This window comes from Bacillus methanolicus PB1, assembly GCF_000262755.1.
Classification (GTDB): domain Bacteria; phylum Bacillota; class Bacilli; order Bacillales; family Cytobacillaceae; genus Bacillus_Z; species Bacillus_Z methanolicus.
In genome coordinates this window covers 1-19,241 of sequence record NZ_AFEU01000001.1, presented here as the reverse complement: position 1 = coordinate 19,241, position 19,241 = coordinate 1, and the positions used below count along the sequence as shown (strand labels likewise).

The following is a 19,241-nucleotide window of genomic DNA, read 5'->3' as shown; positions in this document are numbered from 1 at the left end:
AAGTTATTACAACAGGAGTGAAAATCATGCCTTATCATAAAAACAAACAACAAGCCTTTCAAGCGGCCCAGCAAGGGGTAGAAGATGCACAAGAACTCTATTATGAAATTGTCCGAGACAGTGCAAACTACGGACACCAATTGAAACATCTGAAACAGGAAGTGAACGAAGCATACCAACAAATTGAAAATGCACTTGAAGTTGCTTCTGAACAGCAGCGGTCGCAATTAAGAAAATTCCAGCAGGATTTGCAAAATATCGTAAATGATGTCAATAACACTGAATCTTAATAATGTTATACTAGTCCCAATGCCTATAAGTCGGCATTGGGTTTTTAACGCTTTAAAGCATCGCGGGCCAGTCCCTCATCGCTTTAAAGCGATGAGGGACTGGCTCCGCAATCGGTTATTGGTTCTTTTTGCGTTTTTTGTTGTTTTGCCTTTGGGCTTCTGTCAAAGGTTCATTTGAAATTTCTTCATTGTATCCAGCACCTTTACCTTGACCTCCGGCATCGTTCATTCCGGGACGAATATGATTGGCTTTTCTTTGCACCATATGATCACCTCCATTTCTGTTTATTTTTTACATATGAAGTGCAGACATACATGAAAAATACTTTTGTACCATAACGACAACTCCAGTCCATTTTTTTACAAGACAAACCAAATACTTTTATAAATAAAGGGTTATTACCATTAAAAACTTAAAATCTGTTTTTATTATAAGAATTTCTTATCATAAACAATAACTTTCTTGTTATTTACTTAAAGAAATGGTTGTATTAAGATAGAATTGTGTGAAAAGTTAAGAGGCGCTGCAAAATTCAAACTTTTCGACATTTACAGTGATTTCGTATTTGCTGAATACGAAAGAGGGGGTTTTACATTTGGTTAAAAACGACGTATTTCAAGCTCGTTCGAGTTATGAAATCAACGGAAAACGCTTTCATTACTACCGTTTAGCTGCACTCGAAGAAGCAGGTATTGGGAAAGTTTCAAAACTTCCATATTCGATCAAGGTGTTGCTTGAATCTGTTCTTCGCCAGCTTGACGGCCGTGTGATCACAAAAGAACACGTTGAAAATCTTGCAAAATGGGGAACTAGCGACGTAAAAGAAATTGATGTTCCATTTAAGCCTTCACGTGTTATTCTTCAAGACTTTACAGGTGTTCCTGCAGTCGTTGACCTCGCTTCACTTCGGAAAGCAATGGCTGACATGGGCGGAGACCCTGATAAAATTAATCCTGAAAAGCCAGTTGACCTGGTTATTGACCATTCTGTACAAGTTGACAAATACGGTACGCCAAATGCATTGGAAGCAAACATGGAGCTTGAATTTGAACGCAATGCAGAACGTTACCAATTTTTAAGCTGGGCGCAAAAGGCATTTAATAACTATCGTGCTGTACCGCCTGCAACTGGTATTGTTCACCAAGTAAACCTTGAATACCTTGCAAGTGTTGTTCATGCGATCGAAACTCCGGATGGAGACTATGAAACATTCCCTGATACACTTGTCGGTACCGATTCCCATACAACGATGATTAATGGTCTCGGAGTTCTTGGATGGGGTGTTGGTGGTATCGAAGCAGAAGCGGGAATGTTGGGGCAGCCTTCATACTTCCCGGTACCAGAAGTGGTTGGTGTGAAACTTGTCGGTAAACTTCCGGAAGGTTCAACAGCGACAGACCTTGCATTAAAAGTAACTCAAGTGTTGCGCCAGAAAGGTGTAGTTGGCAAGTTTGTAGAGTTCTTCGGACCAGGTGTTTCAACTTTGCCGCTTGCTGACCGTGCAACGGTTGCAAATATGGCGCCGGAATATGGAGCAACTTGCGGATTCTTCCCTGTTGATTCTGAATCTCTGGATTATTTACGCTTAACAGGCCGTCCTGAAGAACACATCAAAGTTGTTGAAACATATTGCCGTGAAAATGGACTATTCTTCGATCCAAACGTAGATCCAGTCTACACAGATGTGGTTGAAATTGATCTTTCAGAAATTCATGCAAATCTTTCCGGTCCAAAACGCCCGCAAGATTTAATCCCGCTGACAGAAATGCAAAAAGCTTTCCGCGAAGCTTTGACTGCGCCGGTGGGCAACCAGGGCTTTGGTTTGGATCAATCTGAAATTAACAAAGAAGTTACTGTGAATTTCCATAACGGTGATTCTACGACAATGAAAACCGGTGCAGTCGCTATCGCAGCGATTACAAGCTGTACAAACACGTCGAACCCGTTTGTTCTTGTCGGCGCCGGATTGGTCGCGAAAAAAGCGGTTGAACTCGGCCTTCAAGTACCAAAATATGTAAAAACATCATTGGCTCCAGGGTCAAAAGTTGTTACAGGATATCTTCGTGATTCAGGATTGCTACCATATCTTGAGCAGCTCGGATTTAACCTTGTCGGATATGGCTGTACAACATGTATCGGTAACTCCGGCCCGTTAAAAGACGAAATTGAAAAAGCGATTGCCGAAAACGATCTTCTCGTTACATCGGTTCTTTCCGGTAACCGCAACTTTGAAGGGCGGATCCATCCACTTGTAAAAGCAAACTATCTGGCATCACCGCCGCTTGTCGTTGCTTACGCTTTAGCAGGTACAGTGGATATCGATCTTTTAAATGATCCAATCGGAAAAGATAAAAACGGAAACGACGTCTTCTTCAAAGATATTTGGCCAACAACAGATGAAGTAAACGAAATTGTAAAGCAAACAGTAACACCTGAATTGTTCCGTAAAGAATATGAGCGTGTCTTCGATGATAACGAACGCTGGAACCAAATCCAAACAAGCAACGAGCCGCTATACACATGGGATGAGGATTCAACATACATTCAAAATCCTCCATTCTTTGAAAGCTTGAAGCCTGATCCTGATGAAGTGAAGCCATTAACAGGCTTGCGCGTTGTAGGAAAATTCGGCGACTCTGTGACAACAGACCATATTTCTCCGGCCGGTGCAATCGGCAAAGACACACCTGCAGGAAAATACTTGCGTGAAAAAGGCGTTGAGCCGCGCGACTTTAACTCTTACGGTTCACGCCGCGGAAACCATGAAGTCATGATGCGCGGTACATTCGCGAATATCCGTATCCGCAACCAAATCGCTCCTGGTACAGAAGGCGGATTTACAACATACTGGCCGACTGGTGAAGTGACAACCATTTATGATGCTTGCATGCGTTATAAAAAAGATGGTACTGGTCTTGTCGTTCTTGCCGGTAAAGATTACGGAATGGGTTCATCCCGTGACTGGGCAGCGAAAGGTACAAACCTTTTAGGCATTAAAACTGTTATCGCAGAAAGCTTCGAGCGTATCCACCGTTCTAACCTTGTATTAATGGGCGTACTTCCATTACAATTCAAGGAAGGCGAAAACGCTGACGTACTAGGCCTAACAGGAAAAGAAGTCATCGACGTTCATATCGATGAAAATGTAAGACCTCGCGACCTTGTAAAAGTCACAGCAACTGATGAAAATGGCAACAAAAAGACATTTGAAGTTCTTGTCCGCTTTGACTCTGAAGTGGAAATTGACTATTACCGTCACGGCGGTATCCTTCAAATGGTTCTTCGCGATAAACTTAAAGGCTAATCAATAAAGTAGAAAAACACCATGCGCTCTGCATGGTGTTCCAGCTTGTCGACAATGTCGACAAGCTTTTTTATTATATTTAAGGAATAGTAAGTTGTATTGAGGGGAGAAAAATATTTCAATGACAAGATAAGAATAACGTTATTCGATGATCGTTGTTTCTTTCGATGAGTTAGTACCACAAGACCAACATGTCCGTAAAATCAATGTTGCCATTGATTTTTAATTCATCCATGATTAAGTGAAAGATTTGTATTCGAATGACTATTGGTACCCACGTATTGATCCTGTGGTTCTGATTAAAATTTCATTGATATATTACTTAATTGGGATTCGTTCCATGCAACAAACCATTAGAGAAATTGAAACCAACGTGGCTTATCGTTAGTTTTTAGGATTCGACTTGCATGATTCCATTTCTCAATTCTCTATGTTTGTTAAAAAATATGTACGTCGTTTCAAAGATTCGAATCAATTTGAACAGATTTTCTCCCATATTCTTTTTCAAGCCATCGATCATGGATTCGTCAATACCGAATACATGTATGCGGACTCGACCCATGTCAATGCAAATACGAATAAACGAAAGTTTAAGAAAGAAATCGTGGAAGTGGAGGCAAAAGCGAATCTGTCTCAATTTGAAAAAGAAATCAATGAAGTTCGAGTGGAAAAAAAGCCTCTTTCTCTTAAATCTTCATCAGAGGTTCGGGAGCTTAAAGTCAGTACTACCGATCTAGAGAGTGGACTATTTGTCAAAAATGAAAGAGAACGAGTATTTGCCTATTCGTTTAATACGAGGTTGATGATAACGGATTTATCTTACATACGATGGTAAAGGCAAGTAATATCCATGACAGTCAAGGCCTTCTTGAGCTTTTTCATCTAGTCAAAGAAAAAGTGGGGAAACCATCGGCACTTGCGTTAGATGCTGGTTACAAAACGCCAGCCGTGGCGAAACAGATGATCGATGAAAAAGCTCGTCCGGTTCTTCCATATACTCGTCCAAAAACGAAAAAAGGTTATTTCCGAAAGCAAGATTATGTATACGATGAAGCGAATGACTGTTACCTTAGTACGAACCACCAAGTGTTAACGTACTCAACTACGAATCGAAAGGGACTACGTGAATACAAGTTGAATCCAATGATTTGCCGAGAATGCCCGTTTCTCTCTCAATGCACTCAAAGTAAAACCACACAAAGATCGTGACCTTCATATTTGTCAAGGCTATTATGAAGAAGCCGAACATTTAAGGCATACCCAAGAAAACAAAGAAATCTACGCTCGAAGAAAAGAAACGATTGAACGAGTGTATGTAGATATGAAAGAGATCTGAGTTGGACAGCCTATCGTGAGCTAGAAAAAGTTTCAATGCAGGCGATGCTTGATTGTGCTGCCTTGAATTTGAAAAAACTAGCCACATGGTTATGGAGGGCGAGTTATGACTCTAATTACACAGCTGTTCTGAATATGGAAATGAAAGTTGAAACTGGGGCCAATTAAATTGGTCCCTTTAGTTTTTTTCTCAATTGGTTAATAGTTTTCATTGTTCACTATCAAAAGTAAGAATAAAATAAGAGTTAAGTAAATGTTGAACAAGAATATTAATATTAAGGTGATCCTCTTGCAGTTAAAAATGTTTTATCGAACACAAAGAGATTTGGCAACCGCAATTAATAAAACCGTAGATGCTTATTGGAATGATGAAATAGAAGAGAAACAATTAGTAAAGACTATTCGAGCGTTACATAAAAACAATCCCAACAAACTACTTAAGGAAGAAAAGTTTACAACCGTTATTCAACAGCACTGTGGGAAACGGAGATTGGAAGTTGTAAAACGTATTTTGGACATAAATTGGTAAAATAGTCTTGTTTGAAAGGTTTGATTATATGAAAATAGATTTAGAATACAGTTCTGCTTTGACTGGAGCATCGTTCTTATTTTTTGAAATGAAAAAAGTTGTAGAGCTTTCCATTCAGGAGTTATCAGAAAAGGAAATTCGAAAAAAAGTAATTGACGAGAACTTGTTTGAGTATAAGCACACTTCAAGTTTAAAGCGTAGTCTTCCATCTCTTTTACGACGTGTGAATGCTTTGGATTACGTCCTTAAACAAAGATTGTTAGAAGATTCCTTAGAAACAGGGAAAATAATAAATCTTTATGCCATTATGAAAACGGATCGCTTGTTTTTTGAGTTCATGAACGAGGTCATTAGTGAAAAGCTAGCAGATCAAGATTTTCAATTGGAGAAAAAAGATATTAACCTTTATTTTTCATCAAAAGCTGAACAAAGTCCTGTTGTAGCCAAGTTTACTGAACAAACGGTTCGGAAACTTCAACAAGTCCACCAACGTATTTTGCAAGAGGCAGGAATTTTAGTGGATCCAAAGTCAGGAAAGCTTGCGTACCCAATCATTGATACAGACTTACAATATTACCTACGGTCAATTGGTGATGAAGCATATCTGAAAGCAATGGGGGTGGAGTAATTGGAAAATATATATAGCCGGTTAGAAAAAATCATACCAAAAATGAAGGAAGATAAGTTCCTTCAAGGGAGAGGTCTCGGCAACGAGATCAGCTTTTACATATTCGATTATGAACCAGAATATGAGCTATTAGTTAGAGATTATGTTCAATATATCCAGAAAGAATTCAACTATGAAGATTCGGATCGCAAAGTGTTGGTTTTTGACCTGTATGACACGTTGCTTGAAATAGCTGAAGATAAAGGAATTTATAAGCGAATATTTGAGCTTGAGGAACGACAAGGGAAAGATGCTCTATTTAAAGCGATGACAACCTTTGCTCAACCGAAAATCTTCTTGGATAAGCTATCCGAAAAATTGCAAGGCTACGATGTTATTCTCATTACAGGGGTGGGAAAGGTATATCCTTTTATTCGTTCCCACAATATTTTAAACAACCTTCAAGAAGTGGTAGATCAAACACCTGTCATTATGTTTTTTCCAGGGCAATATGATGGTCTATCGCTTCGCTTATTCAATAAATTCCAAGATGATAATTATTATCGGGCATTTCGATTAGTGGATTGAGAAAATGGGGGAAAAGTTGGTATGCAAATTCGTGAGATCTTTGAGAAGGACATTGAAAGAAGTCTGAAGGGCGTTATTAAAGTTGCCCAAACAGATGAGGACAATATCTATCAAGAGTTGGATGAATATGTCGTTACAAGAGAACTTCAAAAGCACTTCAGCAAATTTTACGAGAACTATCAAAAAGGAATTGACGGCATTACTGATAAGATGGGCGTATGGATTTCGGGCTTCTTTGGCTCTGGTAAATCCCATTTCCTTAAGATCCTATCTTACCTGTTAGAAAACAAGCCTGTAAATGGGAAAAGAGCCATCGACTTTTTTTGAGGACAAAATTCAAGATCCTCTTTTGTTAGCGAATATGAAACGCACTGCGGATGTTGATACAGAAGTAATTCTCTTTAATATCGATTCAAAAAGCTCGATAGATGGAAAATCAAAAGACGATGCCATTTTAAAAGTTTTCATGAAGGTGTTTTATGAGCATCGGGGCTATTTTGGAGACATTCCAGGCGTTGCGGAAATGGAAAAATATTTGGATCAAAAGGGCGTTTACGAAGCGTTCAAAGCTGAATTTAAGGCTTTAGCAGGAGAAGATTGGGTAGACCGCCGCAATACGTTCTATTTTGACGCTGACTACGTCATTGGGGCATTAACAAAAGTAACAGATATGACAGAAGAATCAGCTCGCAATTGGTTTGAAAATGGGGTAAACAACTTTGAAATCAGTATTGAAAAGTTCGCCAAAGACGTAAAAGAGTATGTTGATAGCAAGGGGAACAACTTTCATTTAGTGTTCTTGGTTGATGAGATTGGACAATACATTGGCGATAGCCGCCAGCTTATGTTGAACCTTCAAACTGTTGCAGAAGATCTTGGTACATATGGAGTCGGCAAAGTATGGATTATTGTGACAGCACAGGAAAGCATTGACAGCCTAATTAAAGTGAAAGGCGATGACTTCTCTCGCATACAAGGTCGTTTTGATACCCGTCTATCGCTTTCTTCCATCTCTGTAGATGAAGTTATTAAAAAACGTATTCTTAGCAAAAAGGACTTTGCTCGTGATGCATTAAAATTGCTCTACCACGATGAAAGTGCCACATTAAAGAATCTGATAAGCTTTAAAGATAGTACAGCAGAATTGCGTGGCTATGATGACGAGAATGAGTTTGCTGATGTATATCCGTTTGTCCCATATCAGTTTAAGTTACTACAAAAAATCTTTGAACAGATTCGTAAGCATGGAAGCTCTGGTAAGCATTTGTCTGAAGGGGAACGTTCTATGTTATCGGCTTTCCAAGAGTCAGCAATACAATTTAAGGATGCAGAAAAAGGTGCATTAATTCCATTATATGCTTTCTACGAAACGATTCGTGAGTTTTTAACACCATCTGTTGCTCGTGTTATTGAAGGGGCATATGACAATCGGGCATTAAGCGATGATCCGTTTAACGTGGATGTATTGAAAGTGTTATTCATGATTAAGTACATCGATACCCTACCTGCCAACATCGATAACATTGCAACTTTAATGGTGACTCATATAAATGAAGACAAGCTTGCACTGAAGGAACGAATTAAAGAAGCTCTGCGAAAACTCATGTCTCAAACGCTTATTCAAAAGAACGGTGATGTGTACATTTTCTTAACGGATGATGAGCAAGACATTAACCGAGATATTAAGGAAGTAAAAGTAGATGAAGATTTAATAAAAAGAGAATTAAGAACCTATATCTATGAAGATATTTATTCCGAAAAAAAATTTAAATATAAAGACGATTATTCTTTTTCGTATAACAAGAAAATGGATGAAAAACATCACGGAAATCAAACAGCAACGATCGGTATCAATATTCTCTCACCACTGTCTGACTTCTATGACTTAACTGAACAGGAACTTCTGCCAAAGACATATGATTCGGGCGAACTATGGGTGAAATTGCAAGGATCCGAATTATATATTGAAGAAATGGAAGAGGCCCTAAAAATTGAAGAATATCGCAAAAAGAAAAACATTAGTCAACTGCCTGAAAACATTCAAAACATCTTAAACAATAAACAGGTAGAAGCAAAACAACGCCGCAGAAGAGTACGAGAGTTCTTAGAAGATGCGATAAAAAACGCAGAGTTTTATGTAAATGGAGAAAAATTGGACGTAAAAGGTACTTCTGTTAGAGAGAAACTTAATACTGCTATGACATATCTTGTAGAAAATGTATTTACAAAGCTCGGATATGTGAAAAAACATTTTAGTGAAGATGATGTTAAGGCAGTATTAAGAAACTCAGAAACTCAAATATCTTTTGAAGGTATGAAAGATAATTCTAATGAGATAGCAAAAAAGGAAATAATAGACTTTATTAAACTACAAGAAGAATTACAAAAACAAGTTCGAATGAAAACCATCTTGGATCGTTTTACTGACAAGCCGTACGGTTGGTTAGAGATGGATATTGCGGGATTAACAGCAGAACTGTTCAAGGAACAGCAAATCCGTATTCGTTATAATGGAGAGTATTTGGATCCACAAAACAAATCTACGTTTACTGTTTTAACGAAAACATCGGAAGCAGACAAAGCGATTATTGTGAAACGGGTTGTTGTTGACGAAAAACTGCTACGCAAAGCTCGTACCATTACAAAAGAAGTATTTAATAAGATGGATCTTCCAGAAGATGAAGACGGCTTAGTGAAGGTAATTAAAGAATTAATTGACGCAAAAATTCAAGAAATTGAACTGTACAAAGCAAAATATAATGGCAAGAAGTATCCAGGCTATAGCCTTCTCGAAAAAGGAATGGAATACTTCACGCAATTTACAAACCGTTTGGACAATGTAGCCTTTTTCAAAAAGTTAGAGGAGCTTGAAGAAAACCTCTTAGATTGGGAAGAAGATTTTGATTATGTAGAACGCTTCTTCAGCAATCAACGAGAGTTTTTTGATCAAGGCCTTGAAGTGATAAAGCTTTATGACGACAACCAAATGTATCTGCAAAATACGAAAGCGGCTGCAAGTGCCGAAAAGCTAAGGGATATTTTATCTGATCCGATTCCATATAACCGTATTAAAGATATTCCTGAATATGTGGAAGCTATTCAAAGTGAAATTGATGCGGTAATCAAGGAGAAGAAAGAACAGACAAAGCTGGATGTTCAAGCAACGTATGATCATTTAGTGCTTCGCTGCAAAGAGTATGGAGTAAAAGAGATAACGAAAAATCAAATTGTTTCTGCTTTTGACACACTGCTTAAAAATATCGAGTCTTATGAAGACATTTACAAGATTGATGCGAGCATTACTCAAGCTAATGCATTAAAAGATCGATTTGAGAAACAAATTCAACGGGATATTGTTGAAGCTCAATCGGACGATAATGATGATCCGGAAATTATAGCTGATCCGCCGCAAAAACAAGTGGAAAAGGTAAAGGTTACAGATATAATTTCTACTCGTAAGCTAACATCTGAAGAAGATGTTGATCGCTTTGTGAATACATTAGCGAGCCGATTAAAGAAGCTTCTTCAACAAAACAAAGATATCGAGTTTATTGATTAAGGTGGTGACATATTTTGAATAAATCAGCGTTGAAAAACTTTGCGACAAATGCCCGTCGTGAATTGCTTGAAAAAATTAAAACAAAAGCAAATTTAATAGGGATTACAGAAACAGCGATTAAAAAAGCGGAAATTGAAAGTTCGGATGCCATCTTTATAGATGGCAAACCACTTTCAAGCTCTGAAAAAGCAAAACGGAATAAACTGATTCAGCGTATTCAACAGTTAAGTGTGGGAAGAACTCAAGAAGATGCTTACAAAATGGTCATGGAAGAAGTGGCATATACTTGGTTTAACCGTTTTACAGCTCTTCGCTTCATGGAAGTGAATGAATATTTACCTTCAAAAGTGCGTGTTCTTTCTTCTTATAATCCAGACAATCATGAGCCTGACATTGTGACTGAAGCATTAAGTGTTGATTTAGATATTGATAAGGATTATGTTGCAGAGTTAAAGCTGAACAATAAAACAGAAGAACTGTTCAAGTACATGATCATTAAGCAATGTAACGATTTGAACAAATACCTTCCGTTCATGTTTGAAAAAATTGATGATTATACTGAAATTCTGTTTCCGGATGGACTGCTCAATAAAGATTCCTTTATCCGCAAAATGACGGATACAAATATTATTCCAGAGGAAGATTGGAAACAAGTCGAAATTATTGGATGGCTTTATCAATATTACATTGCGGAAGAAAAAGATCGTGTCATTAAAGCGAAAAAAAAATATAAGACTGAAGAAATTCCATACGCTACACAATTGTTCACCCCTGATTGGATTGTCCGTTACATGGTGCAAAACTCTTTAGGACGTTATTGGATAGAATCACATCCAGAACATCGGGATTTACTGAAAAATTGGGAGTTTTTTTTGGAGAACCCAAATCCAGAGCCTGACTTTGAGGAAAAACTTGTACCATATATTAACAAAGAAATGAAAGTAGAAGAAATTAAGTGTTTTGACCCTGCAATGGGCTCTGGTCATATTCTTGTATATATGTTCGATGTGCTGTATGAAATTTATAGAAGATGTGGATACATGGAGCGGGAAATCCCTCGACTTATTATTGAAAAAAACCTATACGGCTTAGATATTGATGATCGGGCCTATCAATTGGCGAGTTTCTCTCTCGTTATGAAAGCATTAGAGTATAATAAGCGTTTCTTGAGAAGTGTAGAAAGAGATGGGCTTACACTCAACTTGGCATCTATCCAAGAAACGAATATCCTGACGGATGAGGATATTGCTTATCTTGCGGGAGAGGATTACGGAAAGAAATACGAAAAAACAAAACTGTTTATGGAACAGTTTCAAGATGCAAAGACAATAGGCTCTCTCCTTAAAGTGACGGTACATGACACAACTTTTTTACAGGAAAGACTGGAAGCTATTAAAATAACTCCAGAAACCGATCTTTTTGAAACAGAAAAAAGAGAAAAAATATTGTCATTGCTTCCGAAGTTGATTAAGCAAGCCTACGTCATGGGTCACATATTTGATGTTTTGGTAACGAACCCACCGTATATGGGTTCAGGAAATATGAATGCAGTTCTATCCAGCTTTTTGAAAGAGCACTATCCAGATTCGAAATCGGATTTATTTGGAGCTTTTATGGAACTGGATCACTACCTAAAAAAGAATGGTTTTTATGCCAGCATTAATCAACACTCGTGGATGTTTTTATCCAGCTTTGAAAAATTGAGGAAAAAAATAATTCAAAACAAATTGATTGAAAACATGTTGCATTTAGGACCAAGAGCATTCGAGGAAATAGGTGGAGAAGTAGTACAGTCTACAGCATTTGTATTGAGAAATGCATATATTCCAAGTATAAAAGGTACGTATGTTCGCTTGATTGATGAAAGAACAGCGAGAGAAAAAAATGAAAAAGCAATTGAAGCTGTTCAAAATCCATTCGTTTCTTATAGGTATTCATTTAACCAAAAAAACTTCAACAAAATCCCAGGAAGTCCAATTGCTTTTTGGGTTAGCAAAAAATTCATTGGAAGTTTTGTGCAGGGTAAACAATTCGGTGAGTTTGGAGTAACAAAAAAAGGAATATTAACTGGTAATGATAAAAGATTTATAAGACTGTGGTACGAAGTTAATGTTAATAAAATTGGATTTAATACATCAAATTATGAAGAAATGAAAAAAAGTAATAATAAATGGTTTCCAATTACTGCTGGAGGACTTTTTAGAAAGTGGTATGGGAATTTTGAAAGTGTAGTTAATTTAGAAAATGATGCTTATGAAGTAAAATTTGATAACAAAAATAATTTTCGTTTGAGAGAAAATAGTTACTATTTTCTTGAGGGCTTAACATGGACGGAAGTTTCCAGTAAACTTTTTTCCTTAAGATATGTACCCCAAGGGATTTTATTTGGTAATGGTGGCCCTACTTGTTTTGTGAAAGATGATATATATTATTTTATTGCGTTATTAAATTCCAAAGTAGCAAAAGAGATTCTGAGAATACTTGCCCCTACAATTAACTTTGGACCAGAACAAATAAAAAAAATCCCTTGTATTGTGGATGAGAAAAAAGAAGTTGAAGAGTTAAGTAAAAATTGTATTAATCTCTCAATGTTGGATTGGGACAATTTTGAAACATCTTGGGATTTTAAGAAGCATCCCTTGATGAAGTATCCTTCTCCAAAAATTGAATCAGCATTTAATAGTTGGAAACAGTTTTCGAAATCTCAATTCAATCAACTCAAGTCAAATGAAGAAGAGCTTAACCGCATTTTTATTGAGATATACGGCTTGCAAGACGAGTTAACTCCTGAAGTAGATGAAGCAGATGTGACGATTCGAAAAGCTGACTTGGAGCGAGATATAAAGAGTTTCATTTCCTATGCCATCGGATGTTCATTCGGTCGTTATTCGCTTGATGAAGATGGTCTTATTTATGCGGGTGGTGAGTTTGATGCTTCTCGATATAAGAAGTTCCCAGTGGTTCAAGATAACATCATGTCAATTTTACCAGGGGCGTATTTCGAGGATGACATCATATCGAGGTTTGTCAATTTTGTTAAAGTTACGTTTGGTGAAGAGAATTTGGCAGAGAACCTTGATTTTATTGCTAATACTCTTGGTAAGAAAAAAGGAGAGACAGCTAAAGAAACTATTAGACGTTATTTCTTAAATGATTTCTTCAAAGACCATGTTCAGACGTATAAGAAACGACCAATTTATTGGTTATTTACTTCTGGTAAGCAGAAGGCATTTAACTGTTTAATCTATATGCATCGTTATGATAAAACAACGTTATCAAGAATTAGAACGAATTATTTACATGAGCTTCAATTTCGTATGGATGCTGAGAAGAAATCACTGTTGTGTATTATCGAAGGGGACTCTACGGCAAAAGAAATCAGTAATGCGAAAAAAGAATTGAAAGCTCTTGAGAAAAAAATCGATGAACTGAAAGAATACGATGAGCTTCTTCATCATATGGCGGATCAGCAAATCGAGATTGACCTTGATGATGGAGTTGTCGTCAATTATGCGAAGTTTGAAGGATTAGTAGCTCCAATTAAATAAATTCGAACAAGAATGTACCAGGACTTTGTTCTGGTATATTCTTGTTTATAATGAGAGTAAGAGAGGTGAGAGTAATGGAATTGAAAGAAGTCCTTCAGTCTTTATCTGAGCTTTTTCAAAAGCCATTAAAAGACTTTGAAAAACGACACGTCGTTTTTTGGATTGATAAAGAAGCCGAATTTGCAGACGTGTTGGATGACATTCAGTTAGATAATGTGAAAATCCACCGTTGGACTGCCAACAATAATTTTTTTACGAAGTATTTGCTTGAAAAAGAAGACATACATAATCATTACCTAATTTATACAACTGAAGATGTGGACGATATTGACAACTGGTTGATGGATACAGTGCTTTATTCAAAGACTTTCTTTGCGGATAAACTGTCGTTAACTATGAAAGACCTCGGCATGGATTCTTCATTGCGTGGAGTTGTTAAGCAATATAAAAGGTTTTTTGATGATAAAAAACGTTATAGTAAGTTAAAGTCGTATGCAATTGAACAATACACAGAAGAAACATTTGAAATAGCGATGATGAGCGTTTTATGCAATCTTCGCACGCCAACATTGGAAGAAGTGTTACGCACGATTCTGATGGATACACTTGATGATAGTGAAAATAAATATTTGTCCCAAATTAATAAGTTACTCGGAAAACAAGTATTTTGGAAATATATGAACCACTACTATGGCTTTGACCAAGAACAGCCTTCATTGAAAAAATTGTTTATGCATCTAACGATTACAGCACTAAGCCACTCCATTGAGGCAAGACATTTAACAAACGTCAAGCAGTATATTGGCGAGCGTGGAAGAACAAATGCGTTAGTCTTTATTGATCATTGGATGCACCATCGTACCGATGCAGAACGTTATGACGAGTTCGTGAAGCAAATTGAAAAAGAAATTCGCTTACCTGAAATGATACAGCATTTATCAGTTGATGAATTCAAAAAAGTAGATGTGTTTCCATATTTTGATCAAGCTATTATTTTGTATATCTTCAATAGTCTCAAACAACACCATGAAGATTTTGAGACGTACAAGAACTTGATTCTCCTTCGTCGGGCAAAGCATTTCTATGGAGCAAATCGATATGTGTACGAAGCTTTGTACAATACAGTTGAAATAGTTGAATTTGCTAAAGGGTTTTCAAGAGGAGTACCTAAAGAGAGTATGAAGGATATGTATGCGAAGTATGTTCAGCACTACTATAAGATGGAGACTTATTATCGAAAGTTCTACGTTGCTTTTGATCAAGCTGAACAAACGGATCTGTTAAAAGAGCTTCGGACAATGGTGGAACATTACTACACGAATTGGTATATGGGTGAGTTGAGTACGCATTGGTCATGTGCCATTCAAGAGGAAGTAAAAGATCAATGGGGAATAGAAGGAGTTTTAAATCAGCGAGAATTTTACAAAACATATGTTGCACCTAAGATTAACAAAGGAGAACGAGTCTTTGTCATTATTTCCGATGCACTTCGGTATGACATCGGTGTTGAGATTACGAATCGTTTAAATTCCGAGACAATGGGTAGCAGTGAAATTCATTCGGTGTTAAGTGTGATTCCTTCTATTACAAAGCTTGGAATGGCGGCGTTACTTCCGCATCGGAATATAGAGTTCAATGATAAGGGGCAGATAATCGTAGACGGTATGGCTTCACAAGGGATTGAGAATCGGATGGAAATCCTTCGAAAAGCTTCTGAAGATAGCATTGCTATTTCATATATGGAATTTATGGCAATGAATAAACCTGCCAGACGGGAACGGTTTAAAGGAAAGAAACTAATTTACATTTATCACAATAGTATTGATGCAACAGGGGATCATGCGTCTACAGAAATGTATACCTTTGATGCGGTGGAACGTTCATTGGATGAGATTTATAACATCGTTAAAGCCATTAGGGATGATTTAAGTGGAACGAACATCCTGATTACAGCCGATCATGGCTTTATATATCAACGAAATCCACTAGAGGAAAGCGATAAAATCGAACGAGAGGACCTTTCATATCTTGAAGTCAAACGCCGTTATATATTGTCAAAAGAAGATAGAGACATTGACGGGTTGTTAAGAATTCCATTAAAAGGAATTATTTCAAACGGTGAAAATTTGACTGCTTATGTACCAAAATCGACGATACGTTTTAAAATGAAAGGACAAGGTGTCAACTTTGTTCATGGTGGGGCAAGCCTTCAAGAGGTGATTGTACCTGTTATCAGCTTCAAGAATGCTCGCAGAGGACAGGCGGTAGCGAGAGAAATAGAGCAGGTCGATATTAAATTGACGAATACGACACGTAAGATTACCAATAGTATCTTTAATTTGTCGTTCTTCCAGACCGAAAAAGTGGAAGAGAAAATGACACCTCGGACAGTTGTCATTCATATGGCTGATGAACAAGGACGAGTGATTTCCAATGAGGAAATTGTCATTGGTGATAAAACGGCTGATAAACCAGAAGAGCGTATTTTTAAGCTACAATTTGTGCTAAAGTCATTTAATTATGACCGTAATAAAGATTATTATTTGATGATTAAAGACATAGAAACAGGAGTGGTATTAGAAAAAATTCCATTCCGAATAAGTCTTGGGATTGTGAATGATTTCGATTTTTAATCGTAGAAGGGAGTGTATTTAATGGATGGATATAGCTCTTCAAGTTCTGTTGAGTTAGATGCTAAACTCAACCGAGTGTTCAGCGGGCGGGTTGTGCGAAAAGACTTAACCAAACTGATTAAAGAAGGAGCCAATGTTCCTGTTTATGTATTGGAGTATTTATTAGGCATGTATGCCGCCACAGACGACGAAGCAAGTATTCGTGAAGGTGTCGAACGAGTCAAAAAAATTTTATCGGATAACTTCGTTCGTCCTGACGAAGCAGAAAAGATAAAGTCGAAAATACGGGAGCTTGGACAATACTCGATCATAGATAAAATTACTGTTCGTTTAAATTCCAAAAAGGATACATATGAAGCCGAATTTTCGAATTTAGGATTAAAAGACGTACCAATTTCAGCCAACTATGTAAAAGAGTATGACAAGCTTTTAGCAGGCGGTATTTGGTGTATGCTGAAAATGGATTACTATTATGACGAAGAACAACGTAATATGAGTCCATTTAGCATAAGTAATTTAAAACCGATTCAAATGCCAAATATGGATTTAAATGAAATCATTGAAGGACGAAAACATTTCACAAAGGATGAATGGATTGATATTCTCATTCGTTCTACAGGTATGGAGCCTACGCAATTAGATGAACGAGTGAAGTGGCATTTATTGCTTCGTCTTGTACCTTTAGTTGAAAACAATTACAATATGTGCGAGCTTGGTCCTCGTGGTACAGGAAAATCACATGTATACAAAGAAATTTCCCCAAACTCTATTCTTGTTTCGGGTGGACAAACAACTGTTGCGAACCTATTTTACAATATGTCGAGCCGTCAAGTAGGACTTGTGGGAATGTGGGATACAGTTGCATTTGATGAGGTGGCAGGCATCAAGTTTAAAGATAAAGACGGTATCCAAATAATGAAAGACTATATGGCTTCAGGTTCCTTTGCAAGAGGAAAAGAGGAAAAAACAGCGTCAGCATCGATGGTATTCGTCGGAAATATTAATCAAAGTGTAGACTCTCTAATTAAAACTTCACATTTATTTGCTCCGTTCCCAGAAGGAATGAACAATGATACCGCCTTTTTTGATCGTATGCATTACTATTTGCCTGGCTGGGAAATTCCAAAGATGCGGCCAGAATTCTTCACAGACCGTTACGGCTTTATTGTTGATTATTTAGCGGAATACTTCCGAGAAATGAGAAAACGCTCATTTGGTGATGCTATTGATAGATTCTTTAAACTCGGTAATAATTTGAATCAACGTGATGTAATCGCTATTCGTAAAACTGTTTCGGGGTTAATGAAGCTATTATATCCGCACAATCAATATACGAAAGAAGATGTCGAAGAAGTCCTTCAATATGCGTTAGAAGGACGCCGCCGAGTTAAGGAACAGCTCAAGAAAATCGGCGGCATGGAATTTTACGATGTCATGTTTTCTTATATAGATAAAGAGTCGTTGCAAGAAGAATATGTATCCGTACCAGAGCAAGGTGGAGGAAAGCTGATTCCTGAAGGCATGGGTAAACCAGGTCACGTTTATACGGTTGGTTATGGCGAGTCGGGTATGATCGGGGTGTTTAAACTCGAAAATCAGGTCGTAAGCGGATCAGGAAAATTTGAAAAGTCTGGTGTCGGTTCGAATCGTGCAGTGAAAGAGAGCTTAGATACAGCCTATCGTTTCTTTTCGGCAAACAGTAAGAGCATCAGCGGTACAATTGCCATTAAGACAAAAGATTATCTCATGCACATTGCCGACTTACAAGGAATCGGGCTAACTCATCAGCTTGCCATTGCAGAACTCATTGGATTATGTTCAGCGGCATTAGAGAAGCCTGTACAGGAAAGCACTGTTGTATTAGGCAATATGACGGTTGGTGGGACAATTGAAAAGGTTGAACAGCTTGCGAATGTATTACAGGTTTGTGTAGATGCAGGGACTAAAAAGGTACTTATTCCTGCTTCATCTGTTGCAGATTTTCAAACTGTTCCTGCTGATTTGTTAATTAAAGTACAACCAATTTTCTACTCCGATCCGATTGATGCAGTTTATAAGGCGTTGGGGGTAAGTTGAAAAGCAAATATTAATCCTATCACTCTAAAATGAGTGATATAATGTAACATTAGCACAACACAAATAGAATCTATTTTCTTATAAAAGATTTGGGAAATGAGAAAAGTAAGTTGCATCGATGAATTGTGAAAATCCCAACTGGACTCCTTGGAAAATAGACATCATGATATTCACAACAAAAGGCAGTTCCTCTTCATAATTTGATGTAGGATACTGCCTTTTTATATGGTTAATTATTTTATTTGTAATATTGGTTAACAAAAATCAAGAGTAATTGGGTAATGATATCTTGAATTTGATGAGGAAGGTGTTGTTTGAAAGTTTAAACGAGTAAAGATCACTGAAATACGGAAATTTTTAGTTGCTATCTTTGAAGATGAACGGAAGATTCGCTTATCCAAAAGAAAATCATTATTTTCTTTTTGCCGTTGAATCATCGATTTAAGAATAGCGAAATGCTGCTTAATATAAGCAAAATCGTTTAGATTAAAAATAAGTGAAGAAAGTTTATTAACTCAATCAATAAATATATCGATTCGTAAATGATGGAGAAATTTTTAGAGTAGGCGTTTTAATTGAAGAACAAGATGTTCAAAAGGTTAAAGAAATAGGTTTTAGTGAACATCTACAGTTAGGTGAAATATTAATTCCCCTCCCAAAGGACGATTTACAAAACTTAATATAGAGGGGAAGGAAGAAATTCAAAGTGGATCTAAGTCAAATTTCCGGACACAAAAAAGTTAATTATTTCTTCAGCCATGCCCGATTAAA

At 37.1% G+C, this 19,241-nt stretch carries 11 protein-coding genes and 1 pseudogene; 11 read left to right on the top strand and 1 reads right to left on the bottom strand.

Translation table 11 applies throughout. From position 1 onward, the window contains the following. The first annotated feature begins 26 nt into the window (after positions 1–26). Positions 27–290 (top strand): hypothetical protein, encoded by a 264-nt coding sequence (locus PB1_RS00055; protein ID WP_003349957.1) that lies wholly within the window; start codon positions 27–29, stop codon positions 288–290. 115 nt (positions 291–405) lie between these two features. Here the strand turns inward: PB1_RS00055 and sspO are convergent, their stop codons facing one another. Beyond that, positions 406–555, bottom strand: coding sequence for a small acid-soluble spore protein O (gene sspO, locus PB1_RS00050; RefSeq protein ID WP_003349956.1), 150 nt, complete (start codon positions 553–555; stop codon positions 406–408). A gap of 331 nt (positions 556–886) precedes the next feature. On the opposite strand from sspO, the gene acnA reads away from it, so the two are divergent. The 10 genes and pseudogenes from acnA (at position 887) to brxL (ending at position 18,470) form a co-directional block, all read left to right on the top strand. Then, complete coding sequence (gene acnA / locus PB1_RS00045; RefSeq protein WP_003349955.1) at positions 887–3,595, top strand: aconitate hydratase AcnA; 2,709 nt, start codon at positions 887–889, stop codon at positions 3,593–3,595. 148 nt (positions 3,596–3,743) lie between these two features. Beyond that, positions 3,744–5,098, top strand: a pseudogene (locus PB1_RS00040) (IS1182 family transposase). Between the two features lie 85 nt (positions 5,099–5,183). After that, positions 5,184–5,459, top strand: a complete 276-nt coding sequence (locus PB1_RS00035; RefSeq protein WP_003349954.1) for a TIGR04540 family protein — start codon at positions 5,184–5,186, stop codon at positions 5,457–5,459. Between the two features lie 28 nt (positions 5,460–5,487). Further along, on the top strand, positions 5,488–6,087 hold the full coding sequence (locus PB1_RS00030) for a DUF1819 family protein (RefSeq protein WP_034644786.1): 600 nt from the start codon (positions 5,488–5,490) through the stop codon (positions 6,085–6,087). Continuing rightward, positions 6,088–6,654, top strand: a complete 567-nt coding sequence (locus PB1_RS00025) for a DUF1788 domain-containing protein (RefSeq protein ID WP_003349952.1) — start codon at positions 6,088–6,090, stop codon at positions 6,652–6,654. It begins immediately after the preceding gene. A 21-nt stretch (positions 6,655–6,675) separates the two neighbouring features. Continuing rightward, positions 6,676–6,981, top strand: coding sequence for a DUF6079 family protein (locus tag PB1_RS17930; protein ID WP_238533071.1), 306 nt, complete (start codon positions 6,676–6,678; stop codon positions 6,979–6,981). Beyond that, positions 6,953–10,213, top strand: a complete 3,261-nt coding sequence (brxC, locus tag PB1_RS00020) for a BREX system P-loop protein BrxC (RefSeq protein WP_238533070.1) — start codon at positions 6,953–6,955, stop codon at positions 10,211–10,213. The genes PB1_RS17930 and brxC overlap by 29 nt, the downstream gene beginning before the upstream one ends. Before the next feature lie 14 nt (positions 10,214–10,227). Next, positions 10,228–13,761, top strand: coding sequence for a BREX-1 system adenine-specific DNA-methyltransferase PglX (pglX, locus tag PB1_RS00015; protein ID WP_003349951.1), 3,534 nt, complete (start codon positions 10,228–10,230; stop codon positions 13,759–13,761). Between the two features lie 74 nt (positions 13,762–13,835). Continuing rightward, the gene (pglZ, locus tag PB1_RS00010) at positions 13,836–16,394 is read left to right on the top strand and encodes a BREX-1 system phosphatase PglZ type A (RefSeq protein WP_003349950.1); all 2,559 of its coding nucleotides are present in this window, start codon (positions 13,836–13,838) and stop codon (positions 16,392–16,394) included. A gap of 21 nt (positions 16,395–16,415) precedes the next feature. Beyond that, positions 16,416–18,470 carry a protease Lon-related BREX system protein BrxL gene (gene brxL, locus PB1_RS00005; RefSeq protein WP_003349949.1) on the top strand — a complete coding sequence of 685 codons (2,055 nt, stop codon included), beginning with the start codon at positions 16,416–16,418 and terminating at the stop codon, positions 18,468–18,470. Positions 18,471–19,241: the final 771 nt, after the last annotated feature.

What these genes read in the sequence shown, in the direction of transcription:
- PB1_RS00030 (WP_034644786.1), top strand. Translation starts at nt 5,488, where the DNA reads ATGAAAATAGATTTAGAATACAGTTCTGCTTTGACTGGAGCATCGTTC.
- PB1_RS00055 (WP_003349957.1), top strand. Translation starts at nt 27, where the DNA reads ATGCCTTATCATAAAAACAAACAACAAGCCTTTCAAGCGGCCCAGCAA.
- brxC (WP_238533070.1), top strand. Translation starts at nt 6,953, where the DNA reads ATGGGAAAAGAGCCATCGACTTTTTTTGAGGACAAAATTCAAGATCCT.
- PB1_RS17930 (WP_238533071.1), top strand. Translation starts at nt 6,676, where the DNA reads ATGCAAATTCGTGAGATCTTTGAGAAGGACATTGAAAGAAGTCTGAAG.
- brxL (WP_003349949.1), top strand. Translation starts at nt 16,416, where the DNA reads ATGGATGGATATAGCTCTTCAAGTTCTGTTGAGTTAGATGCTAAACTC.
- pglZ (WP_003349950.1), top strand. Translation starts at nt 13,836, where the DNA reads ATGGAATTGAAAGAAGTCCTTCAGTCTTTATCTGAGCTTTTTCAAAAG.
- PB1_RS00035 (WP_003349954.1), top strand. Translation starts at nt 5,184, where the DNA reads ATGTTGAACAAGAATATTAATATTAAGGTGATCCTCTTGCAGTTAAAA.
- sspO (WP_003349956.1), bottom strand. Translation starts at nt 555, where the DNA reads ATGGTGCAAAGAAAAGCCAATCATATTCGTCCCGGAATGAACGATGCC.